This is a genomic window from Streptomyces sp. 4N509B (assembly GCF_052245655.1).
Lineage (GTDB): Bacteria > Actinomycetota > Actinomycetes > Streptomycetales > Streptomycetaceae > Streptomyces.
The window spans coordinates 39660-62356 of the sequence record NZ_JBQQBZ010000017.1 but is presented as its reverse complement, the minus strand read 5'-3'; the positions used below and the strand labels follow the sequence as shown (position 1 = coordinate 62356).

General features: G+C 74.6%; 18 protein-coding genes. 12 read left to right on the top strand and 6 right to left on the bottom strand.

Annotated features, from left to right (window positions below):
* Positions 1–61: 61 nt before the first annotated feature.
* On the bottom strand, positions 62–244 hold the full coding sequence (locus tag ACTWP5_RS17300; protein ID WP_443221871.1) for a hypothetical protein: 183 nt from the start codon (positions 242–244) through the stop codon (positions 62–64).
* 224 nt (positions 245–468) lie between these two features.
* Here ACTWP5_RS17300 and ACTWP5_RS17295 point away from each other — a divergent pair, with 224 nt between their 5' ends.
* A complete protein-coding gene (locus ACTWP5_RS17295) occupies positions 469–3531 on the top strand; it encodes an SNF2-related protein (RefSeq protein WP_443221870.1) in 3063 nt (1020 codons plus the stop codon).
* Complete coding sequence (locus tag ACTWP5_RS17290) at positions 3518–4954, top strand: SWIM zinc finger family protein (RefSeq protein WP_443221869.1); 1437 nt, start codon at positions 3518–3520, stop codon at positions 4952–4954. The genes ACTWP5_RS17295 and ACTWP5_RS17290 overlap by 14 nt, the downstream gene beginning before the upstream one ends.
* A gap of 13 nt (positions 4955–4967) precedes the next feature.
* On the opposite strand, the gene ACTWP5_RS17285 is transcribed toward ACTWP5_RS17290, so the two are convergent.
* Positions 4968–5774 carry an SGNH/GDSL hydrolase family protein gene (locus ACTWP5_RS17285; protein WP_443221868.1) on the bottom strand — a complete coding sequence of 269 codons (807 nt, stop codon included), beginning with the start codon at positions 5772–5774 and terminating at the stop codon, positions 4968–4970.
* Positions 5775–6032: 258 nt separating this feature from the next.
* Here ACTWP5_RS17285 and ACTWP5_RS17280 point away from each other — a divergent pair, with 258 nt between their 5' ends.
* Complete coding sequence (locus ACTWP5_RS17280; protein ID WP_443221867.1) at positions 6033–8993, top strand: glycoside hydrolase family 2 TIM barrel-domain containing protein; 2961 nt, start codon at positions 6033–6035, stop codon at positions 8991–8993.
* A 137-nt stretch (positions 8994–9130) separates the two neighbouring features.
* Here ACTWP5_RS17280 and ACTWP5_RS17275 read toward each other — a convergent pair whose 3' ends face one another.
* The 3 genes from ACTWP5_RS17275 to ACTWP5_RS17265 form a co-directional block, all read right to left on the bottom strand.
* Positions 9131–10351: a M20 family metallopeptidase gene (locus tag ACTWP5_RS17275; RefSeq protein ID WP_443221866.1), complete on the bottom strand. Its 1221-nt coding sequence runs from the start codon at positions 10349–10351 to the stop codon at positions 9131–9133.
* A 152-nt stretch (positions 10352–10503) separates the two neighbouring features.
* On the bottom strand, positions 10504–10740 hold the full coding sequence (locus ACTWP5_RS17270) for a DUF397 domain-containing protein (protein WP_443221865.1): 237 nt from the start codon (positions 10738–10740) through the stop codon (positions 10504–10506).
* Between the two features lie 3 nt (positions 10741–10743).
* Positions 10744–11568 (bottom strand): helix-turn-helix domain-containing protein, encoded by an 825-nt coding sequence (locus ACTWP5_RS17265; protein ID WP_443221932.1) that lies wholly within the window; start codon positions 11566–11568, stop codon positions 10744–10746.
* A 195-nt stretch (positions 11569–11763) separates the two neighbouring features.
* Here ACTWP5_RS17265 and ACTWP5_RS17260 point away from each other — a divergent pair, with 195 nt between their 5' ends.
* From ACTWP5_RS17260 to ACTWP5_RS17235, 6 genes are all read left to right on the top strand, one after another.
* Entirely contained in the window at positions 11764–12222 is a 459-nt protein-coding gene (locus tag ACTWP5_RS17260) for an ATP-binding protein (protein ID WP_443221864.1), read from the top strand.
* Positions 12223–12381: 159 nt separating this feature from the next.
* Positions 12382–14790, top strand: a complete 2409-nt coding sequence (locus ACTWP5_RS17255) for a glycoside hydrolase family 95 protein (protein WP_443221863.1) — start codon at positions 12382–12384, stop codon at positions 14788–14790.
* 127 nt (positions 14791–14917) lie between these two features.
* Positions 14918–15841 carry an ABC transporter ATP-binding protein gene (locus tag ACTWP5_RS17250; RefSeq protein ID WP_443221862.1) on the top strand — a complete coding sequence of 308 codons (924 nt, stop codon included), beginning with the start codon at positions 14918–14920 and terminating at the stop codon, positions 15839–15841.
* Positions 15838–16557 (top strand): ABC transporter permease, encoded by a 720-nt coding sequence (locus ACTWP5_RS17245; RefSeq protein WP_443221861.1) that lies wholly within the window; start codon positions 15838–15840, stop codon positions 16555–16557. The genes ACTWP5_RS17250 and ACTWP5_RS17245 overlap by 4 nt, the downstream gene beginning before the upstream one ends.
* Positions 16554–17681 (top strand): sensor histidine kinase, encoded by a 1128-nt coding sequence (locus ACTWP5_RS17240; protein ID WP_443221860.1) that lies wholly within the window; start codon positions 16554–16556, stop codon positions 17679–17681. The genes ACTWP5_RS17245 and ACTWP5_RS17240 overlap by 4 nt, the downstream gene beginning before the upstream one ends.
* On the top strand, positions 17678–18343 hold the full coding sequence (locus ACTWP5_RS17235; RefSeq protein ID WP_443221859.1) for a response regulator: 666 nt from the start codon (positions 17678–17680) through the stop codon (positions 18341–18343). The genes ACTWP5_RS17240 and ACTWP5_RS17235 overlap by 4 nt, the downstream gene beginning before the upstream one ends.
* 219 nt (positions 18344–18562) lie before the next feature.
* On the opposite strand, the gene ACTWP5_RS17230 is transcribed toward ACTWP5_RS17235, so the two are convergent.
* Entirely contained in the window at positions 18563–19789 is a 1227-nt protein-coding gene (locus tag ACTWP5_RS17230; RefSeq protein WP_443221858.1) for an MFS transporter, read from the bottom strand.
* 281 nt (positions 19790–20070) lie between these two features.
* Here ACTWP5_RS17230 and ACTWP5_RS17225 point away from each other — a divergent pair, with 281 nt between their 5' ends.
* The 3 genes from ACTWP5_RS17225 to ACTWP5_RS17215 all read left to right on the top strand — a co-directional run bounded on the left by ACTWP5_RS17225 (position 20071) and on the right by ACTWP5_RS17215 (position 22697).
* On the top strand, positions 20071–21030 hold the full coding sequence (locus ACTWP5_RS17225) for a TerC family protein (protein WP_443221857.1): 960 nt from the start codon (positions 20071–20073) through the stop codon (positions 21028–21030).
* Between the two features lie 86 nt (positions 21031–21116).
* Positions 21117–21476 (top strand): SGM_3592 family protein, encoded by a 360-nt coding sequence (locus tag ACTWP5_RS17220; RefSeq protein WP_443221856.1) that lies wholly within the window; start codon positions 21117–21119, stop codon positions 21474–21476.
* Positions 21477–21494: 18 nt separating this feature from the next.
* On the top strand, positions 21495–22697 hold the full coding sequence (locus tag ACTWP5_RS17215) for an ROK family protein (RefSeq protein WP_443221855.1): 1203 nt from the start codon (positions 21495–21497) through the stop codon (positions 22695–22697).

Sequence of the window (22697 nt, the reverse complement as noted above, 5' to 3'; positions counted from 1 at the left end):
TTTCCTCTGGTCAACCACGCGGGCGGGGCCGCGTCCGGCGCCGAACCGCTCCGTGGCGGCCTCAGCGGCCCAACTCCCTGCGCCCCACGCGGCGCAGTCGACGCCGCTGGGAGGAGTCCAGTGCGAGGTACGCCACAGCGGGGACGCCCACCATGACCAGGGCCGCGACCCAGAAGTTCGTCAGGATCCACAGCACCAGCCCTGCGCCGACCGCGCCGACCGCGATCTTGGCTCCACGAGACATCGTCCCAACCTCCTTGGCCACGGCGGCGGATGCCGCTCTCCGTGTCGGACCCACGCGCCCTCCGGGTGAGCCGACTTCCAGTGTCCCTCGTTCGCCCCTCGTTCCGCCGCCGTCGACCGGGTCCGGCCGTCGCCGGGACGGCCGTCGCGTCCGCTCACTTTGGTACGCTTCGAGACTCCGCCCTGACTAGTCAAATTTGATGACCGAAGGAGTCGACCAGCGTCGTGACCTCGCTCACCAGCTGTGCGGCCGTCTTCCTGCCCGCCGACCCGCCGCGCGCCTCCCGGGTCGCCTTCTGGCATCCCGACCGGGAGCCCCCGGGCGAGACGGAGGACCTCACCGTCGTCCTCCCCGCGTCAGACGGCCCTCCCGCGCCCCGGACCGTTCCGGCCAGGGTGCTGGCGCTGCGCGACGCGCTGCCGGTCCTCACCCGGGCCCGCGCCGCCGGGGGCGACCCGGCCGCCGCGTTCTGGGGTGCCGCCGCCGTCCTGGCCCTGCAACTGGCGGCCCGGGGACGGCTGCTGCCCGGCCTCACCGCGGCCGACCACGACGCCTGGCGCCTCGCCCCGCTGGAGCCGGCCGACGCCCAGCGGCTGACGGAGCTGGCCGCCGCCATGCCGACCCACGCCCACGCCGTCGCCCTCGCCACGGCACCCGACCACGAGCCGCTGCTGCCGCACCCCGACCGCCTGCTGCGTGCCTTCCTCGACGCCGTCGCCGACACGCTGCCGCGTACCCCGGCCGCCGCCCTCGCCGCCGGCGGTCCCGCGTTCGCGCGGGCCGACGCGCACGAGCGGACCTGGCCCGAGCATCGCGGCTGGGCCCGGGAGGTCGCGGCCGGACACGACACCGGGGTGCGCCTGTCGTTGCGCGTCGAGGTTCTCGACCTGCCGGAGCACCCCGCGCGGCACGAGCACCACGCCGACGGCGGGTCCGCCGGCTTCCGCGCCGTCCTCCAGGTCCACAGCCTGAGCGACCCCACCGTCGTCGCCGACGCCGCCGAGCTGTGGTCGGGCTCCTCACGCGCGCTCGACGCGTTCGGCCCACGGGCCCAGGCCGACACCCTGCTCACCCTCCGACGCGCCGCCGCGGCCTGGCAGCCGCTGGCTCCGCTGCTGACCGCCGCCGTGCCCGACGCGGTGGACCTCGCGGAGGAGGAGGTCGCCGAACTGCTCGGCGAACCGGTGAGCCGCGCCCTCACAGCCGCAGGCGTCCCGGTGCACTGGCCCCGCCATCTCCTGCGGGCCCTGACCGCCCACGTCGTCGTCGGCCCCGACACCGCCGACGAGGACGGCGGGAGCGACGGCACCGGGTCGGCCACGCGGCACGGCTCGCCCTCGCTGCTGGCCCCCGAGCAGTTGCTGCGCTTCAGCTGGCGGGTCGCGGTCGGCGACGCCTCCCTCACCCGCGCCGAGCTCGACCGGCTCGCCGAGGCCGGCCGCCCCCTGGTGCGTCTGCGCGACCAGTGGGTGCTGCTCGACCCCGAACGGCTGCGCCGCCTGCGCGACCGTCGCGACCGCCATGTCACCCCGGCGCAGGCGCTGGGCGCGGTCCTGGCCGGCAGCCTCGAAGAGCAGGACGAGGAGCGGGACGAGGAGCGGAGCGAGGAGGCAGCGGCGGCGGAACGGGTGGAGGTGCGTGCCACCGGCTGGCTGGCGGACCTCCTCGACCGCCTCGCCCACCCCGAGAGCGCCACCGGCCCCGACGCCGCGAACGGCACCGTCCCGCCGCCCCCGCGGCTCGCGGCCACCCTGCGCGACTACCAGCTGCGCGGTCTGGCCTGGCTGGACCGCCTGACCTCGCTGGGCCTCGGCGCCTGCCTCGCCGACGACATGGGCCTGGGCAAGACGGTCACGCTCATCGCCCTCCACCTGCGCCGGCAGCTCACCCCGGCCACCGCGGGCCCCACCCTCGTCGTCTGTCCCGCCTCACTGCTCGGGACCTGGGAGCGGGAGGTCGCCCGGTTCGCCCCCGGCACGCCGACGCGCCGCTACCACGGCGCCGCCCGCGAGCTGCCGCCCCACCCCACCGAACGCGGCATCGGCACCGACACCGCCGGCCACCGCGACGACCACACCGCAGGCCACGGCGACGCCGACCACCGTGACCCCGGGCTCGTCCTGACCACCTACGGCACGATGCGACGCGACGCCGCGCTGCTGGCCAAGGCCACCGACTGGTCCCTCGTCGTCGCCGACGAGGCCCAACACGTGAAGAACCCCCTGTCGGACACGGCCAGGCAGCTGCGCACCATCCCCTCCCGGGCCCGGGTCGCGCTCACCGGCACCCCCGTCGAGAACGACCTCTCCGAGCTGTGGGCGATCCTGGACTGGACCACCCCGGGACTGCTGGGCCGCCGCGCCACCTTCCGCCGCCGCTACGCCGCCGCCGTCGAGGGCGGCACCGACCCGGCGGCGGCCGAGCGCCTCGCCCGCCTGGTCCGCCCGTTCCTGCTGCGCCGCCGGAAGACCGACCCCGGCATCGCCCCGGAACTCCCCCCGAAGACCGAGACCGACCACGCCGTGTCGCTCACCCGCGAACAGGCGGCGCTGTACGAGGCGACGGTCCGCGAGGGCCTGGCCGCCGTGTCCGAGGCCGACGGCCTCGCGCGCCGGGGCCTGGTGATCCGGCTCCTGACCTCCCTCAAGCAGATCTGCAACCACCCGGCGCACTTCCTGAAGGAGGACCCCACCGGCGACGACGGCGCCGCCGTTCGGCTGCGGGGCCGTTCGGGGAAGCTGGAGCTCTTCGACGAGCTGCTGGAGACGATCCTCGCGAGTGGTGGCAGCGTGCTGGTCTTCACCCAGTACGTGCGGATGGCGCGGCTGCTCCAGGCGCACCTGTCGGCGCGTGGCGTCGACAGTCTGCTGCTGCACGGCGGCACCCCGGTGCCGCGCCGCGAGGAGATGGTGCGGCGGTTCTCCGCGGGCGAGGTGCCGGTGTTCCTGCTGTCGCTCAAGGCGGCCGGCACCGGGCTCACCCTCACCCGGGCCGAGCACGTGGTCCACTTCGACCGCTGGTGGAACCCGGCCGTCGAGGCCCAGGCGACCGACCGCGCCCACCGCATCGGGCAGGACCGTCCGGTCCAGGTCCACCGGCTGATCGCCGAGGGGACGGTCGAGGACCGCATCGACGCGTTGCTGCGCCGCAAACGGGAGCTGGCCGAGGCGGTGCTGGGCGCGGGGGCGTCGGGCGAGGCCGCCCTCACCGAGCTGTCCGACGACGACCTCGCCGCGCTCGTCCGGCTCCAGGACCGACCGGGAGGTGAGGGTCGTGGCCGAGGCTGACACCGACGAACGGGTCTACGCCGCGCCGCCGCCGGCCCGGGGCCGCGGGTTCGCGGTCACCTGGTGGGGGCAGCGCTGGCTGCGGGCGCTGGAGGACACCGCCCTGGACGGAGCGCTGGTGCGGCAGGGCCGTCGCCACGCGCGGGCCGGCGCCGTCGGCGCCGTCTCGGTGCGGCCCGGCAGGCTGACCGCCGTCGTGCGGGACGCCGACGGCACCGCTCACCGCGCGGACGTGCTGCTGCGACAGCTGACCGCGGCGGAGTGGGACCGGCTGCTGTCGGCGATCGCGCGGGAGGCCGGCCACCTGGCCGCGTTGCTGGACGCCGAACTGCCGCCGGCGCTGGTCGAGGACGCGGAGGCCGCCGGCGTCGAGCTGCTGCCCGGCATCGGGGACCTGGAGCCGTCCTGCGAGTGCGGCGAGTGGGACCACTGCGCGCACACCGCGGCCCTGTGCTACCAGGTGGCCCGGGTTCTCGACGCCGACCCGTTCGTGGTCCTGCGGCTGCGGGGGCGCACCGAGCGGGCGCTGCTGACGGAGCTGCGGCGTCGCTCCCGGCGGGACGGCGAGGAGCGGACGCCGCCCGAGGCCGCCTCGGCCGTGGCCGAGCCGGCCGGGCTGCCCGCGGCGGAGGCGTACGCGCGGCCCGTCGCGCCGCTGCCGCCCCCGCCCCCGCCGGTGGCGCGGGCGGGCACCCCGGCCACCTTCGCGGGGGACATGCCTCCGGGGCCCGGACTCGACGTCGGCGCGCTGGAGTTCCTGGCCGCCTCGGCGGCGCGGCGGGCGCGGGGCCTGCTCGCCGCGGCGCTGGCGCCGGTCACGGGGGACGCCGCGCGGGGAACGGCCGAGCCCGGCGCACCCGGCGCGTTCGACGAGCCGGGCGCGTTGGACGAGTCGGCGGGCGCGTCCGCGAGGACCGACGCGTTCGAGAGGACCGGCGCGTCCGACGAGCTGGACGGGCCCGGTGAGCACGAGGGGCTCGACGGACTCGACGGACTCGACGAGTGGCAGGACGCCGCACGGCTGGCCTCGCAGGAGCCGCCCGCACGGGTCCTGCGACGCCTGGCCGAGGGCTGCGGGCGCACCCCCGAGGAGCTGGAGCTCGCCGCGCGGGCCTGGCGGCTGGGCGGCCCGCCGGCCCTCGCGGTCCTGGAGGACGCGGCCCTGCCGGTGCCGGCGCGGGCGGTCGCGCTGCTCGCCACGGCCTGGGAACGGGAGGACCCCGCCGCCCGGCCCGCCACGCGCCGTGCCGGCAACCGGTGGACGGTCGTGGGCGGCGACGCCCAGCTGCGCTGCGGCCCCGACGGCCGGTGGTGGCCCTACCGGCGCCGCGGCGGCCGGTGGGTCCCGGTGGGCCCGGCGGAGGCGGAACCCACCGCTGCCCTGGCCGCCGCGCTCGGCGACGACCAGGGCAGCGAGGAGTGAGGCGCGCGAGACGTCAGGCGAGCGCCTCCAGGACCGGGTAGTACCCGCCGGACTGCCCGGACGCCGTGGGGTGGTAGGAGTCGTTGACCGGCCAGGTCACCGAGTGCAGCCACTCGCTGTCCGAGCAGATCTCGTGCCCGGCGAACGTCGTGCGCACGTCGCCGAAGGCGAAGCCGTGGTCGGCGGCGCGCTTGCTGGTCACGTCGGCGAGGAGGTCGGCCGCGCCGTTGATGGCGGCGCGGGACTCCTCGCTGATGCCGAGGAAGCAGCTGCCGTCCAGCTCGTACATCCGCGGATAGCCGAGCACGACGACCTGGGCGTTGGGGGCCCGGTCCCTGATGGCGGTGTAGGTGGAGTCCAGCACCCCGGGCAGGGTGTCGGAGATGTACGCGCGCGCCTCGTTCACCCGGGAGACGCAGGCGCTGGTGCCCTGGAGGACGCAGGTCATCATGGTGTCGCCGAAGCCCGCGTCGTTGCCACCGATGCTGATGCTGACGAGGGTGGTGCCGGAGTCCAGCGCACCGAGCTGGTTCGCCAGCACGTCCTCGGTGGTGGCGCCCGCGCAGGCGGCGAACGTGAAGGAGTCCGGAGCGTTGGCGTCGGCCCAGAGCTCCGGGTAGGCCACGGTGCTCCGCCGGCAGTCGCCGCTGCCGCTGTCGTAGCTGCCGGCGCCGACGCCGGAGGAGTAGGAGTCGCCCAGTGCCACGTAGGCGGTGGCGGCGGCCGTGCTGTCCAGTGCGACGGCCGTGGGGGCCAGGGTGGTGACGCCGAGCGCGAGGACCGCTGTGGCGGCCGCCGTCACCATGCGGCGCAGCTTCATTGATGCTCCCTCAGTCTGGTGTGGGGGGAAGGGGAATGGAGCCAGACAGCAGCGTTCTACCCGCGTCACGACATGAGCACGCCAACGCGACGTCACGCCACGTCCACAGCAACGAGACGGGCGCCCCGAGGTGACGCGCCGGACTTTTCGAAGGGGTTGTCGAAAGCCCGGACGCGGATTAGCGTGATCCAACAGCACAGAACAGATCCCAACAGCGCGGCCCGGTCACCGTGACCCGCGCGACGCCCGAGGAGACACATGGACACCCGGCCCGAGGACGACCGGCCCCGTTACTTCGAGGACCCCTCCCCCGGCAGCGGCGCCCTCCCCGCCCGCGCGTGGTACGCCGCCTCCGACGCCGCCCGGCTCTCGCTCAACGGCAGCTGGGCCTTCCGCCTCTCCCCCACCGCCGAGGGCGGTGACCTCGGCTTCGTCGGCGACGAGCCCGAGGCCACCGCCGGCTGGGGCGAGCTGACCGTGCCGGGCCACTGGGTCCTCCAGGGGCACGGCGCCCCGGCGTACACCAACGTGAGGTATCCGTTCCCCGTCGACCCGCCCCGGGTGCCGACCGAGAACCCCACCGGCGACCACCGCCGCGTCTTCGACCTCCCCGCCGACTGGCCCGCCGGCGGCGAGAGCGTCCTGCGTTTCGACGGCGTGGAGTCCTGCGCCCGGGTCTGGCTGAACGGGCAGGAGCTCGGCACCTTCACCGGCTCCCGGCTGCCGCACGAGTTCGCCGTCGGTCACCTGCTGCGCGAGCGCGGCAACGTGCTGGCCGTCCGCGTCCACCAGTGGTCGGCCGGGTCGTACCTGGAGGACCAGGACATGTGGTGGCTGCCGGGCATCTTCCGCGACGTGACCCTGCTGCACCGCCCCGAGTCCTCCCCCGCCGACTTCTTCGTGCACGCCGGCTACGACCACACCACCGGCCTCGGCACGCTGCGCGTGGACTGCGCCACACCCGGCCGCGTCACCGTGCCCGAACTCGGCCTGGACCTCGCCACCGGCGAGGAGGGCAGCGTGGCCGTCGAGCCGTGGAGCGCCGAGCTGCCCCGCCTCTACGACGCGACGCTCGCCACCGACGGGGAGCGCGTCCCGCTGCGGGTCGGCTTCCGCACCGTCGGCGTGGTCGACGGGCTCTTCCGGGCCAACGGCCGGCGCATCCTCTTCCGGGGCGTGAACCGCCACGAGTTCCACCCCGAGACCGGCCGCGCCGTGGACCTGGAGACCATGCGGCGCGACATCCTGCTGATGAAGCAGCACAACATCAACGCCGTCCGCACCAGCCACTACCCGCCCCACCCCGCGTTCCTCGACCTCTGCGACGAGCTCGGCCTGTGGGTCATCGACGAGTGCGACCTGGAGACCCACGGCTTCTGCGAGTTCGAGGGCTGGCGCGGGAACCCCGTCGCCGACGAGCGGTGGACCCCCGCCCTCGTGGACCGCGCGCAGCGCATGGTCGAGCGCGACAAGAACCACCCCTCGGTGGTCGTGTGGTCCCTGGGCAACGAGTGCTGGTCGGGGGACGGCCTGTCCGCGATGGCCGCCTGGATCCGCGAGCGCGACCCCTCCCGCGCTCTCCACTACGAGAACGACTACTCCTACCCCGACAGCGACTTCTACTCGCGGATGTACGCCTCGCACGCCGAGGTGGAGGCCATCGGCCGCCGCGAGGAGAAGCCCCTGCCCGACCCGGAGCTGGACGCCCACCGCCGCTCGCTGCCGTTCATCCAGTGCGAGTACGCCCACGCGATGGGCAACGGGCCGGGTGGCCTGGCCGACTACCAGCGGCTGTTCGAGACCTACGAGCGCTGCCAGGGCGGCTTCGTCTGGGAGTGGATCGACCACGGTCTGCCGAAGCGAACCCCCGACGGCCGCACGTACTTCGGCTACGGCGGGGACTTCGGCGAAGAACTGCACGACGGCAACTTCGTCTGCGACGGGCTCCTCCTGCCCGACCGCACCCCCTCCCCCGGCCTGGTCGAGTACAAGAAGGTCATCGAGCCGGTCCGCATCACCGGCGACGGGGCGGCGGGGCGGGTCACCGTCGCCAACGGGCACGACTTCGCCGACACCTCCCACCTCGCCTTCGAGTGGGTCTACGAGGTGGAGGGGCGGGTGCTGGGCACGGGGCCGCTGGCGGTGCCCGTGCTCGCGCCCGGGGAGTCCGCCGAGGTCGCGTTGCCCGCGGTGCCCGCCGGCGAGACGGCCGGCGAGGGCGACGGCGACGGCGAGGCGGTGTGGACGATCCGCGCCGCGCTCGCCGAGGACGCCCCGTGGGCCGAGCGCGGCCACCTGGTCGCCTGGGGCCAGCTGCCCGCGTCCCCCCGGCCCCGCCCGGTGGTGCCCGCGGCGCCGGGCGCCACGCCCCGCCGGGACGGGGACGTCGTCCGGCTGGGCCCGGCCACCTTCGACGCGGCCTCCGGCGCCCTGCGCGAGCTCGACGGTCTGAGGCTGCGGGAGGCGCCGCGGCTGGACGTCTGGCGGGCGCCGACCGACAACGACATGGGGGCCTCCTGGCAGGAGGACGTCCGCTACGGCCTGGTGTGGCGGGAGCTCGGACTGCACCGGATGCGCCACCGCGTCGACGCCGTCGAACTCGGCGAGGACGCGCTGACCGTCCGCACCCGCGTCGCGCCGGCCGCCACCGACGTCGGACTCCTCACCGAGTACCGCTGGACGGCCGACGACCGGGAGCTGCGGCTGACGGTCACCGTCACGCCCGACGGCGCCTGGCGCCACCCGCTGCCCCGGCTCGGCCTGCGCCTGGCGCTGGACGCGTCCGTCGACCAGGCGACCTGGTTCGGTGGCGGGCCCGGCGAGGCCTACCCCGACACCCGCGCCGCCTCGCGCCTCGGCCGGTACACGATGGCCGTCGAGGCCCTGCAGACGCCGTACGTCCGGCCGCAGGAGAACGGCGCGAGGAGCGACGTCCGGTGGGCGGAGCTGAGGGACGCGGCCGGCCGTGGGCTGAGGATGGCCGCCGGTGCCGACCCGTTCTGGTTCACGGCCCGGCACTGGACCAGCGAGGAGGTGGACGCCGCCGAGCACACCACGGACCTGACGCCCGGCGACGCCGTGTGGGTCAACCTCGACCACGGGCAGCACGGCATCGGCAGCCAGTCCTGCGGGCCCGGCCCTCTGCCCCAGTACCACCTGACCGTGGCCCCCGCGGAGTTCTCCGTGGCCTTCACCGCCGTGGGGCGCGACGGCTCCTAGCAGCCGACGCGAGGGGCGGATCGCCACGGCGGGCCGATCTCAGGAGGCGGGGCCCGGCCACGATCCCGGTGCGTGCCGGGAGGCGATGGCCGGGCCCCGCCGTCCTGCGCCCTTCGGTGTGCCGCGTCCATTCGCGTTCATTCCGGTTTCCTGCCGAGGAGGGTGAGGAGGGCGGTGTGGTAGGTGGCCTGGACGGCGGGGAGGGTGGCGGTGCGGACGCGTTCGTCGGTGGCGTGGAGGCCGACGTGGTCGACGCCGAAGCCGGCGGTGGCGGGGATGCCCAGGCCCGCGAGGTAGTTGCCGATGTTGGAGGGGCCGGCGATCTTCGGGCGGGGCGCGAGGCCGTGGGCGCGGGCGGCCGTGAGGAGGGCGGTGCGGAGCGGGGCGTGTGCGGGCAGGGCGTAGGGCGGCCAGCGGGTGTGGGGCTCGACGCGGGTGGGTGGGGTGGCGGGCCACGCCTGGTCGACGGTCTCGGCGGCCGTCGCGAGGAGGCGGTGGGTCGCGGCGTCGTCGAAGGCGGGGGTGGTGCGGAGGTCGACGTTGAGGGTGCACAGGTCGGGGGTGACGGAGTAGCCCTGGCCGCCGGTGATGGCTGTGACCGTGACCTTCCCCGGCAGCGGGAAGGCGGCGTCGCCCGAGGGTGGCTCGGCCGCGTCCAGGAGCCGGATGAGGTGGGCGGCCTTGGCGATGGCGCCGGGGGTGGGTGTGCGCCCGCCGGAGTGTGAGGCCACGCCGTGGACGTGAACCTGGGCGCGGTGGACGCCGCGGCCGCCGACGACGAGGTGGTCGATGCCGGGGTAGCCGATCATGACGCCGGCGACGGGGCGGGGGGCGTCGGGGCCCTCGACGTAGCGTTTCGCGCCGCCGAAGCCGCCGGTGTGCTCGTCGAGGTCGAACAGCAGGGCGAGGCTGCCGTGGAGGGCGTCGGCATGGTCGGCGAGGCGTGCGGCGACGTGGCAGAAGACGGCGACGGCGGCCTTGGAGTCGGCCGAACCCCTCCCCCACAGCCAGCCGTCGTCGTCGAGGTGGCCCGAGGTGGGCGGGTGCGTCCAGGCGGCCTCGTCGCCGAACGGGGCGGTGTCGAGGCAGGCGTCGAGGACCCAGTGGGGTCCGGGGCGGGCGCCGGGGACGGTGGCGGTGACGGCGACGGGTGCGCCGGCGGCGTCGTGCAGCACGCGGGGCGCGAGGTCGCGGTCGCGCATCCAGGCGGCGAGGGCAGCGATGACGGGTTCGTAGGCGTCGATGCCGGCGCGGCTGGGGATGCGCACCAGGGTCCTGGCGAGGTCCAGAACGCTGTCGTGGTCCTCCTCGGCCCAGCGCGACACGTCCGAGGCGCCGGGATGGGCGGCATGGCTCACGGGGTGTGTCCTGCTTGGGCGGCAGGATGCGGGCGGCACACGGATTCCGCCCGCCTCCCGCCCCGGCCCACGCACCCCTCTCGGCCCTCCGTCCCCACGCCACTCATGTGTGAACACATACACCTAGCTTGTCGACAAAACCTTTCGTCCCGTCAGACGAGGAGAAAGTCGGCCTCCCCGGCCTTCACGGCCAGGATGAAGCGTTCGATCTCGCGCGGCGAACAGATCAGCGCCGGCCCGTCCGGGTCGTTCGACTGACGCAGCGCGACCCGCCCGTCCCCCAACCGGAGCGCCTCGACGCAGCTGCCGCCGTTGCCCCCGCTCCAGGGCTTGCGCCAGCCGGTCGTACCGAGCTGCGCGGCGGGCATGCCGTTGTAGATGCGATCCATGGCTCAGATCTCCTTGCGAATACCACTGAGAAACGCCTCGGTGCGGTGCACGGGCACCGCCTGGGCGCACATCCGGTCCAACGCCTCCCGGAAGGCGGCGACGTCCTCCCGTTGGTCGAAGTAGGCCGCGCCGACGAGGTTCTCCGAACAGGCGACGTCGGAGAGCTCGGGGAGCGGGAACCGGAAGATGTGGAAGGGCCCGTACATCGCCGGATGCGGGCCCGCGGTGAACGGCATGATCTGCAGCCGTACGTTGGAGGAGGCGGTGGCCTCGACGAGGCGCGTGATCTGGGCGCGCATGACGTTGGGGTGGCCGATGGGCCGCCGCAGCACGGTCTCGTCCATGACCACCCACAGCATGGTCGGCTCCTTGCGCGTGAGCACCTCCTGCCGGGTCAGGCGCAGGGCGACGAGCCGCTCGATCTCCTCGGCGGGAGCGTGGGGCATGCCGGCGCGCAACACCGTCGTGGCGTAGGCCTCCGTCTGCAACAGGCCGGGAACGTAGTGGGGTTCGTAGGCACGGATCTGGTCGGCCTCGGCCTCCAGGCTCACGAAGGCGCTGAACCACTCGGGGAGGACGTCGCGGTACCGGTGCCACCAGCCGGGGCGGTTGGCCTCGCGGGCGAGGTTGACGAAGCCGTCGAGCTCGGCCGGCTCGGTGACGCCGTACAGCCGCAACAGCTTCTCGACGTAGGGGACCTTGAGGCCGACCTGGGCCTTCTCCATGCGGCGGATGGTGGCGTGCGTGACGTCCAGCGCCCGCGCGGCCTCCTCGAAGGACAGCCCGGCACGCTCGCGCAGCACCTGGAGACGCCTGCCGAGCACCACACGCAGGACCGTGGCGGCTCCGCTCGCCTGACCGCCCGTCACCACGCCCCGTCCTTCACCCCGGCTGCCTCCGTCTGACGTCGTGTCCGACAGTCTGCCACGACGCCGACTCAGTGCAACAGTCTGATATCGACGATTCTGTAATTTGCAGTATGCCTCTTGCCGGATGCGAGCTGCGCTGCTCACAGTAGGACAGTGGCATCCTCTCCGCACCTCGCGCCCCCGACGCGTCATGACGGTTCCCTCCGGCCGGGCGAGCGTCTGAGCTTCCGCCTCCCCGCCGTCGAGACCGCGGTCGCCGAGGCGCGAAGACGCCTACGCTGCCAGCTCTCCCGGTGGGGGATAACGCAGGAGGCCTGCGACGACGCCCAGTTGGTCATCTCCGAGCTCGTCACCAACGCGCTGCGGCACACCGCCAGCGAGACGGTCGGCTGCGAGGCACGGCTGATGGGAGCGCTGATCCGGGTGGCCGTCGCCAGCGACGGCGCCGGGCCAGGCCAGGAGCCGTCCCGGGCCGCGGAGGAGGACGAGAACGGGCGCGGCCTGTTCCTGGTCTGCGCGCTGGCCGAACGGTGGGGGGTGCGACCGCAGGACTCCGGACGAGGCCACATCGTCTGGGCCGACCTCGCCACCAGGCCCGGCTGTCAGCGCTGACCCCGACCGCCCGCATCCTGGACCCCTCCCGTGTCACCCCGGGCCGTGGTGACACGATCGGCACACCAAGCCGAATGGCGTTCGGCCCACCGGACCCCGGCTGCCCGCGCGGTGCGGCGGGTCGCGTCCGCACCACCGACGTCCGGGAGGCACCACACCGTGACCACCGCGCCCTCCACGACCCCCGCTGTCTCCTCCCCCGACGCCACCGCCCCGGGGAGCAACGCCCGGGCCACCGCGCTGTCGCTGTGGTACCCGCGACCCGCCCAGCGGTGGCTCGAGGCCCTGCCGGTCGGCAACGGCCGCCTCGGGGCGATGGTGTACGGCGGCATCGGCGCGGAGGAACTCCAGCTCAACGAGGACACGGTGTGGGCCGGCGGCCCCCACGACCACGACAACCCCCGGGCGCTGTCGTCGCTCGGGGAGGTGCGGCGGCTGGTCTTCGCGGGCGAGTGGGACAGGGCCGCCCGGCTCGTCGACGCTGACCTGATGGGCGTTCCGGTGCGGCAGTCGCCCTACCAGACCGTGGGCAGCCTCCGCCTGCTCTTCCCCGGCCTCGACGACGACGCCGTGACCGACTACCGGCGCGAGCTCGACCTCGCGAGCGCCGTCCACACGGTGAGCTTCCTGCACGGCGGCACCCGTCACCGGCGCGAGGTCCTCGCCAGCGCCGTCGACCAGGTGATCGCCGTGCGGCTGACCGCCGACGCCCCCGGCGCCGTCTCCCTGGCCGTCTCCCTCGACGGGCCCCTGGCCGGAGAGGCGTTCACCCTCGCCCCTCCCGGCCCCGGCTCCTCCCCCGGTTCCCTCGCCGGCACGGCGACCCTCGCCCTCGACGGCCGGGGCGAGGACGTCGACGGCGTCGCCGGACGAGTGCGCTTCCGCGCGCTGGCCCGTGTGGTCCGCGAGGGCGGCGAGGTGAGCGCGCGCGACGGGCGGCTGCACGTCACGGCCGCCGACGCGGTGACGCTGCTGGTGTCGGTGGGCACCAACCACGTCAGCTGGCAGGACCTGAGCGCCGACCCGGCGCGGCGGGCGGCGGACCCGCTGGACGCGGCGGCGGCGCTGCCGTACACGGAGCTGCGGCGCCGGCACGTGGCCGACCACCAGCGGCTGTTCGGCCGCGTCGAGCTGGAGCTGCCGGCCACGGCGGCGTCCACGCGGCCGACCGACGAGCGCGTCGCGTCGTTCGCCGAGGACCCCGATCCGCAGCTGGTCGCCCTGTACTTCCAGTACGGCCGCTACCTGCTGGTCTCCTGCTCGCGGCCCGGTACCCAGCCCGCCAACCTCCAGGGTCTGTGGAACGACATGACCGACCCGCCGTGGGGCTGCAAGTTCACGATCAACATCAACACCGAGATGAACTACTGGCCCGCCGCCCCGACCAACCTGCTGGAGTGCTGGGAGCCGCTGCTGGCCCTGCTGCGCGAGCTGCGCGTGGCCGGCGCACGCACGGCCCGCGCGAGCTACGGCGCGCGCGGCTGGGTCGCCCACCACAACACCAACGCCTGGCGCGCCACCGCGCCGACGGACGGCGCGTTCTGGGGCATGTGGCCCACCGGCGGCGCGTGGCTGGCGCTCACGGTGTGGGAGCACCACCGCTTCACCGGTGACCTCGACACGCTCCGCGCGCACTACCCCGTGCTCGCGGACGCGGCCCGCTTCTTCCTCGACACCCTCGTTCCCGACCCCACGAGCGGCTTCCTCGTCACCTGCCCGTCCGTCTCCCCGGAGAACGCCCACCACCCGGGCGAGGGCGGCTCGCTGTGCGCCGGGCCGACGATGGACAGCCAGATCCTGCGGGACCTGTTCGCCGCCGTCGCCGCCGCCTCCGAACTGCTCGAGCGCGACGCCGCGTTGCGCGCCGAGGTGCGGGCGGCGGCGGACCGGCTGCCGCCGATGCGGGTCGGTGCCCTCGGCCAGCTCCAGGAGTGGCAGGAGGACTGGGACGCCGACGCGCCCGAGCAGGACCACCGGCACGTCTCCCACCTCTACGGCCTGCACCCGAGCAACCAGATCAGCCGGCACACCCCCGAGCTGATGGCCGCGGCCAGGACCACCCTGGAGCGGCGCGGCGACGCGGGGACCGGCTGGTCCCTCGGCTGGAAGATCAACTTCTGGGCGCGGCTGGCCGACGGCGACCGCTCCTTCAAGCTGCTGACGGACCAGCTGACGCCCGAGCGCACCGCGCCGAACCTGTTCGACCTGCATCCGCCGTTCCAGATCGACGGCAACTTCGGCGCGACCGCGGGCGTCACGGAGTGGCTGGTGCAGAGCCACACCGACGAACTGGCGCTGCTGCCCGCGCTGCCGAGCGCCCTGCCCGAGGGGCGGGTGCGGGGCCTGCTGGCCCGCGACGGCTTCGAGGTCGACCTGCGGTGGGCCGACGGCGCGCTGGTCGAGGCGCGCCTGCACTCCCGCCTGGGACGGGCCGCCCGGGTGCGCGCCGCCTCGGCGCTGCGGGTGACGCGTGAGGGTGCCGAGGTGGCCACGGCGCGGCCCGAGCCGCTGGTCATCACGTTCCCGACGCGCGCGGGCGCGACGTACCTGCTGCGGCCGGCGGACTGACGGCCTGCCTCGCCAGCCCCGTCAGCCCCGGCGGGCTCGCGGCGTTCTGCGTCTCCTCCCCTGGTCGGAACCCGGGTCTCGACCGTGGGCGGATGACGGGGAGATCGCCACGCCGGAGGCTTCGGGCATGACTTCTTCACGAACCCTCGGTGGGGGAACGGCGGCCCTCAGGGTCGAGGGGCTGACCAAGCGCTATGGCCGGAGAACAGCGGTCGAGGACCTGTCGTTCACGGTTAGGACCGGGAGGGTGACGGGGTTCCTCGGCCCGAACGGGGCGGGGAAGACCACCGCGCTCAAGGCGCTCGTCGGACTGGCGCGGCCGACAGCGGGCCGGGCGTTCGTGCGGGGCGCGCCGGTCACGAGGATGAGGCCCGACGCCCGCCTGCTCGGCGTGGCCATCGAGCCGTGCGGTGCCCATCCCGGCCGGACCGCTCGGGCGCACCTGTGGTCGCTGGCGGCGCTGGCCGGGCTGCCCCGCCGCCGGGTCGGTGAGGTCCTGGAACTCGTCGGCCTTAAGGAGGCGGCCGGCGGCCGGGTCGGGACCTACTCGATGGGCATGCGGCAGCGGCTCGGGCTCGCCGCGGCGTTGCTGGGCGATCCGGAGATCCTGGTGCTGGACGAGCCGGTGAACGGCCTGGACCCGCAGGGCATCCGCTGGTTGCGCACGCTGCTGAGGGAGCGGGCCGATAACGGTGGCACGGTCCTTCTGGCCAGCCACATGCTGGGGGAGGCGGCCCGGACCGTCGATGACGTCATCGTGATCGACCGGGGTCGTCTGGTCCACGAAGGCGCGATCCGCGACCTCGAACGGTCCGGGGAGAGCGTGGTCGCGGTGCGCACCGCCGAGGCCGAGCGCCTGACGGGACTGGTGGTCGCGGCCGGTGGCCGCACCCGGCGCGACGACGGAGGCGGGCTGCTGGTCGAGGGGCTCGACGCCACGGAGGTCGCGCGGCTGGCCCACCACGACGGCGTCCTGCTGGAGGAGATCGTGCAGCGGACCGCGTCGCTCGAGGACGTGTTCCTCGGTCTCACGGGAGGGGCGCGGCGGTGAGCCATCTGCTGCGAGGTGAACTGATCAAGACCGTGACCACCCGGGCGGCGCTGGGCTTCGCGGTGGGCGGGGTCGCGTTCGCGGTCCTCAACGTCCTGGTGGTGGCGGTGGCGTCGGGTGACCTGGACGAGGTGTCCGAGAAGCAGGAGGCCCTGGCGGCACTGCCGATCCTGCTTCTGCTGTGGGGTCTGGTGGGCGCGGCCGGGGAGTACCGGCACCGGACGGCCGCGCCGGCGGCTCTCGTGGGCCGCCGTGGCCGTGGGGTCGTGCTGTCGGCGAGAATCGTCGCCTACGCGCTGACCGGGCTCCTGCTCGGGACGCTGACCATCGTGGCGTCGGTCGGGCTCGCGGTGCCGCTGCTGGCTGGCCATCCCGGTCCCGACCTCACCATGGGGGACGTCCGTGCCGTCGCGGCGGGCAACCTCGTCGCGTTCGTCCTGTCCGCGATCCTGGGCGCCGCCCTCGGCGCTCTGATCCGTCGTCCGGTTCTGGGGGTGGTCGTCCTGCTGATCGTGAACTTCGCGGTGGTCCCGCTGCTGTCCGGGGTCTCGGAGTCGGCGGTCAACCTCACGCCGTTCGGCGCGGCCGGGATCCTGAGCCGGATGACCCACCACACGAGCCTGTCGGTCGTCGAGGCCGGATGGGTTCTGGCCGCGTGGACGATCTCGGTCGCGGCCGTCGCGGTCGTCGTCGAGCGACGGCGCGATCTGGCGTGAACCGGTTCCCGCGGTGGGCCAGGGCGGCGCGCGACCGGATGGTCGCGCGCCGGTCGGCGCTGTTCGACCTCGCGTTGGCGACGATCACGACCGGGGTGGAGCTGGGGCTGCTCTTCGACGACGGGACCCGGGTCGGCGTGGCCCCGGTCGTGGTGACGGTGCTGGTCGGCGCCGTCCTGCTGGTCCGCCGCCGCGCGCCCCTGGCCGTGCTGGGCGCGGCGTGCGCGGGTGCCGCGGTGCTCGTGCCGCTGGGCTACTCGCCGGGCGGGGCGCCCGTGGTGGTCGCCCTCGCCTCGCTCGCCGATCTGCGGGACCGGAGGGTGTCGGTGGCGGCGCTCGTCCCGACGGCGCTGTTCCTGCTGACCGCGAGCGTCTCCTCGCCGCCCGTCCCGATCGGCGCGTGGGCCCTCGGCTCGTACCTCCGGACCCGACGGCACTACACCTGGGCCCTGGAGGACCGCGCGGCCACCCTGGAGCGGGAGCGTGAGCATCGCGACCAGATCGCGGCGCAGCGGGAACGCACCGCCATCGCCCGCGAGCTCCACGACATCGTCGCCCACTCGGTCACCGTCATGCTGATCGGCGTGCGCGGTGCCCGGGACGTCCTGCCGACCGATCCCCGGGTCGCCGCTGGGACACTGGAGCGGGTCGAGGCCAGCGCGGAGCAGAGCCTGGCCGAGCTCCGCCGGATCCTCGGCCTGCTGCGCACGCCGGACCACAGCGCGCGGTGGCGGCCGCAGCCGTCGCTCGACCAGCTCGCCGAGCTGGTCGCCGGATACCGGACGGCCGGGATGCCCGTGCGGCTCGAACTGACCGGCGAGGCCCGGCCGCTGGCCGGCGGCCTCGAACTGTCGGCCTACCGGATCGTCGAGGAGGCGCTGACCAACGTGCTCAAGCACACCGATCCCACCCAGGTCACGGTGACGCTCCACTACGGCCCGACGCGGCTGGACGTCACGGTCGAGGACGACGGCGGGGGCCGCGGCCCGGCACCGTCGGCCGCCGGGCACGGCATCCTGGGGATGCGGGAGCGTGCGGCGGTGGCGGGCGGCAGCCTGGACGCCCGCCACACGGCCAGCGGGTTCCTGGTGACCGCCCGGCTCCCGTTCGGGGACGCGGCATGACCATCCGCCTTCTGATCGTCGACGACCAGGAGCTGATCCGCACCGGCTTCCGGCTGTTCCTCCAGACCCAGAGCGACCTCGACGTCGTCGGTGAGGCCGCCGACGGCCACGAGGCACTCGCCCGGGCCGCCGCGCTGCGCCCGGACGTGGTCCTGATGGACGTCCGGATGCCACGCATGGACGGTGTCGAGGCCACCTCCCGACTGACCGCTTCCGAAGCCGCGCCCCGGGTGCTGATCCTCACGACCTACGACCTGGACGAGTACGTCTTCGGCGCGCTGCGGGCGGGCGCGTCGGGCTTCCTGCTCAAGGACGCCTCACGCGACCGCCTGTTGGAGGCGATCCGCGTCGTGCACGCCGGAGAGGCGCTGCTGTCGCCGTCGATCACTCGCAGGCTGATCGAGGACTACGCCACCCGGACCGCACCGCTCCGGCCCCCGACCAGACCGCTGGCCGGTCTCACGCCACGGGAACGGGAGACCCTCCTCCTGGTGGCCAGGGGCCTGTCGAACACGGAGATCGCCGAGCACCTGGTCGTGACCGAGGCGACGGTGAAGAGCCACGTCGGCAGCGTCTTCGCCAAGCTCCACCTGCGCGACCGCGCCCAGGCCGTGGTGTTCGCCTACGAGAACGGCCTCGTCCACCCGGGCGGCCCGGGCTGAGCCCGCGACCGCTCCGGCGGACACCAGGAGCGGCCGACGCGCCGTCGGGCACGGTCGGATTCCCGCATCGAGCCGGGGCGGACGCACCGCGCGTCGCTGCCCGCCGTCGGCTCGGGTGTCGTGGAGTGGCGCACCGGCGCGCGGGAGTCGGCCTTCGTTCGCGTCGAGGTGCGGCGTCCCGACGGGTGCGGTGGCGCCGCCCGGGTCACCCCGCGCCGGTCACGCCGCGCGGGTGAGGCCGCTGGCGGCCATCGTGCGCAGGGTGCGGACGCCCAGCAGGCCGACGACCAGGGCGAGGCAGCCGCAGCCGAGGCTGAAGGCGTAGCCCCACCGCGGGCCGGCGGACTCGATCACGAGGCCGGCGGCCAGGACGCCCAGCGCCTTGCCGACGCCGACGGCGGTCGACACCCAGGTCATGCCCTCCGTCAGGGACTCGGCGGGCACGCCCTCCCTGACCAGGCTGTACCCGGCGATGATGCCCGGGGCGATGAGCAGGCCGCAGACGGGCGAGATGGCCCACAGGACCGCCACGGACGGCACGGCCCACAGCGGCGCGACGCCGGCCACCATGGCGGCGATGGCCAGCAGGAACCGCCGGTCCAGCGGCATCGACCAGACCCGGGCGCCGTACCACAGGCCGCCGACGGCGCTGCCCAGGGCGTAGGTGCCGAGGACCGCGCCGACCATCCACGGCTCGCCGTGTTCGTCGACGAACGAGACGGTGCTCAGCTCGTGTCCGGCGAACATCGCCGCGGTGGCGACGTACATCACGCACATCAGGCGCAGCCCGGGAACGGTGATGGCGCGGCGGCCGGTGGCCAGGCGTGGCAGCACGGGCGGCTCGGTGCGGCGCTGCGCCGCCAGCATCAGGCTGCCGACGGCCCCGAACAGCGCGACGGCCCCGACGCCGACGGCCGGGTGCAGGACGACGATCACCGACACCAACAGCGGGCCGACGACGAAGGTCAGCTCGTCCGCGACCGACTCGAAGGAGTACGCCGACCTCAGCAGCCCGCCGTCGTCGCGGCCCGCGAGGTGGCTCCAGCGGGCGCGGATCATCGCGGAGACCGGTGGCATCGTCGCGCCGAAGGCGGCGCCGGCCGCGACGAGCAGCCAGGTGGGCGCGGAGGACTGGGCGGCCAGGACGAACGCCGCCCCCGCCAGGCCGAAGGCCCACGCGAGCGGACGCAGGGTCCGTCGCTGCCCGACGCGGTCGGTCAGGTATCCCAACTGCGGCACGAGGAGCGCGAAGCACAGCGCGCCCGTGGCGGCGACCGTGCCGGCGACGGCGTAGCTGCCGGTGGCCTCGGTGACGAGGAAGACGGTGGCGAGGCTGACGGTGGACAGGGGCAGGCGCCCCACGAGGCTGGCGGCGACGAAGCCACCGACGCCTGGGATGCGGAAGATCTCGCGGTAGCCCCGCAGGCCGGCGGCCGGTCGTCCCATGAGGCGGATGATGCCTGAGGCACGGGGGGCGTGGCATCCGCTTTTCCGGCGTGAACCGGCTCACGCGGCGGTGTGCCACGGGCGTTCCAGGGGCGGGGAGACGGCCCGGATCGGCGGGCGTGAGCGGGGTCACGCCCGCGCGGACTTTACCGTCTGATTACCATTGGGGGCGATCGTCTCCTCCCCGAGGCGGTCGTGGACGGCCGGCCCCGGCGCGACGGGCGGCCGTCGTGTCAAGGATCCACACAACGAGCAGCAACGCCCAGGAACGCGGAGGACCCGTGGACGTATCGCTCGCCGCCTGGTTGATCACCATCGCGGTGCTGTGCGCCCTCATCGCCGTCGACTTCTTCTTCGGCCGCAAGCCCCACGAGGTGTCCCTGCGGGAGGCCGGGACATGGAGCGTCATCTGGATCGTCCTCGCCTGCCTCTTCGGGCTCGGCCTGCTGCTGATGGGAGAAGGGCAGGCCAGCGGCGAGTTCTTCGCGGGCTACGTCACGGAGAAGTCCCTGAGCGTGGACAACCTCTTCGTGTTCGTGTTGATCATGACGAAGTTCGCCGTTCCGCCGGCGTACCAGGCCCGTGTCCTGATGGTCGGCGTGCTGATGGCGCTCGTGATGCGCGCGATCTTCATCGCCGTGGGTGCGGCCCTGATCGCCGCCTTCTCGTGGGTCTTCTACATCTTCGGCGCCTTCCTCATCTGGACGGCGTGGAAGCTGATCAAGGAGGCGCGGGGCGAGCAGCACGACGAGGAGTACGAGGAGAACCGTCTCCTGAAGATGGTCGAGCGCCGCTTCCCCGCCACCGACCAGTACCACGGCACCCGGCTGGTGATCAGGGAGGGCGGCCGGCGGCTGATCACGCCGATGCTCGTCGTCATGCTGGCGATCGGCAGCACCGACCTGCTCTTCGCCCTCGACTCGATCCCGGCCATCTTCGGCCTGACCGAGGACGCGTACATCGTCTTCACCGCCAACGCGTTCGCCCTCATGGGCCTGCGGCAGCTGTACTTCCTGATCGGCGGCCTGCTGAAGAAGCTGGTGCACCTGTCCTACGGGCTGTCGGTCATCCTCGGCTTCATCGGCGTCAAGCTCGTGCTGCACGCGCTGCACGAGTCGGGCGTCCACGTGCCGGAGATCAGCACCCCGCTCTCGCTCGGCGTCATCTGCGTCGTGCTCGTCGTCACCACGGTCACGAGCCTGCTCGCCACGCGGCGTGAGCGCGAGGCCGAGGTGCGGTGACCGGCCGGAACTACGACCCTCCGCAGAGCGTTACCTGCTGTGATGGAATCCTGTGACGGATTCCGCGGGCTGACGGGAGGCAGGCCATGGCGAGCGGGCCCCACGGCGAGGACGATCTCCACGGCGAGGGACGTGATCACGGCGGGCGTGCGCACGACGAGCACGGCGAGCGTGGTGACCGCGGCGAGCACGGCGAGCACGGCGATGGCGGCGATCAGGACGGTTGGGACGGAGTGGTGCTGGACGAGAGCTTCGTGCGGGGCGCGGAGGTCCGTGAGCCGTCCGCGCGGACGCGGATGCTGCGCGAGCGCTGGAAGCACGAGGCGCCCTCGCCGCAGCCCTGGCGGTCGGACACGCCTCCGGCGGGGTGGGTGGGGGACACACCGCGCCGGTCGCGGCGCCGCCGGTGGTTCCGCAGGAAGGGGTCCGACGGCGGCACGGAGTGACGCGGGGACGGGACGCGGGTGAAGCGCACCTCTCGGGAGATCCGCACAGCCAACCGGTACCGCGTGCTGCGGCAGGCGATCGCGGACTCCCCCGTTTCGCGGCCGCGGCTGGCCGCCGCGACCGGGCTCAGCACGGCGACGGTCGCCACCCTCGTCGGTGAGCTGGCCGGCCTCGGCCTGCTCGTGGACGCCGGGTACGAGGACTCCGGCGGCGGCCGGCCACGCGGCCTGGTCGCGGTCAACCCGCGGGGCGGGACGCTGGTGGGGGTCGACGTCGCCGAGACCTATGTCCACGCCGAGCTGTTCGACCTGAGCTGGCGGGCACTGGCCAGCTCCCGGCGGACGCTGCGGCCCGCCGACCTCGCGCCGCGGCGGGTGGTGCGCGTCATCGCCGCCGCCGTGCGCGCGGTCGCCGAGCACCGGTCGGCTGCCGGTCGGCGGCCCCTCGGGGTGGGCATCAGCATGCCGGGCGTGGTGGACCGGACGGCGGGTGTCTCCGTCGTCGCGCCGAACTGGGGCTGGCAGGACGTCCCGCTGCTGCGCCTGCTGGCCGAGCACCTGCCCCACCAGCTCTTCCTGGACAACCCCCTGCACGCCTGCCTGGCCGCCGAGCTGTGGTCCGGCGCCGCCCGCGGCCGGGACGACGCGGTGGTGGTGAACCTCGGCACCGGTGTCGGCGCCGGGCTCGCCCTGGGCGGCGAGCTGCACCGGGGAGCGTTCAACAGCGCGGGCGAGTGGGGGCACACGACGCTCGTGCTCGACGGGCGGGCGTGCCACTGCGGCCGGCGCGGGTGCGTGGAGACGTACGTGGGCGCGCCGGGCATCGTGCGGAACCTGCGCGAGATGAGCCCCGACAGTCCGCTGCTCTCCCCCGACGACGACCAGACGGCGACGATCGCGGCGCTGTCGCGTGGCTGCCGGGAGGGCGATCCGGTCGCGGTGAAGGCGGTCGGCGAGTCCGGCGCGTACCTCGGCGCCGCCGTCGCCGACCTGGTGAACCTGCTGGACCCGGAGATCGTCGTGCTGAGCGGCTGGGTGGCCGGGCAGCTCGGCGAGCCGCTGCTGCGCGAGGTCCGTGCCGCGGTCGCGCGGCAGGCGCTGCGTCGTCCGGCCGGCGGTGCCGAGATCGTGCTCAGCCCCGTCGCCGGGGCGAGCCCGGTGAGCCTGGGCGCGGCCAGCTTCGCGCTGGAGGGGGTGCTGGCCGCGCCGGACAGGCCGTAG

What these genes read in the sequence shown, in the direction of transcription:
- ACTWP5_RS17300 (WP_443221871.1), bottom strand. Translation starts at nt 244, where the DNA reads ATGTCTCGTGGAGCCAAGATCGCGGTCGGCGCGGTCGGCGCAGGGCTG.
- ACTWP5_RS17285 (WP_443221868.1), bottom strand. Translation starts at nt 5,774, where the DNA reads ATGAAGCTGCGCCGCATGGTGACGGCGGCCGCCACAGCGGTCCTCGCG.
- ACTWP5_RS17280 (WP_443221867.1), top strand. Translation starts at nt 6,033, where the DNA reads ATGGACACCCGGCCCGAGGACGACCGGCCCCGTTACTTCGAGGACCCC.
- ACTWP5_RS17270 (WP_443221865.1), bottom strand. Translation starts at nt 10,740, where the DNA reads ATGGATCGCATCTACAACGGCATGCCCGCCGCGCAGCTCGGTACGACC.
- ACTWP5_RS17250 (WP_443221862.1), top strand. Translation starts at nt 14,918, where the DNA reads ATGACTTCTTCACGAACCCTCGGTGGGGGAACGGCGGCCCTCAGGGTC.
- ACTWP5_RS17235 (WP_443221859.1), top strand. Translation starts at nt 17,678, where the DNA reads ATGACCATCCGCCTTCTGATCGTCGACGACCAGGAGCTGATCCGCACC.
- ACTWP5_RS17230 (WP_443221858.1), bottom strand. Translation starts at nt 19,789, where the DNA reads ATGGGACGACCGGCCGCCGGCCTGCGGGGCTACCGCGAGATCTTCCGC.
- ACTWP5_RS17220 (WP_443221856.1), top strand. Translation starts at nt 21,117, where the DNA reads ATGGCGAGCGGGCCCCACGGCGAGGACGATCTCCACGGCGAGGGACGT.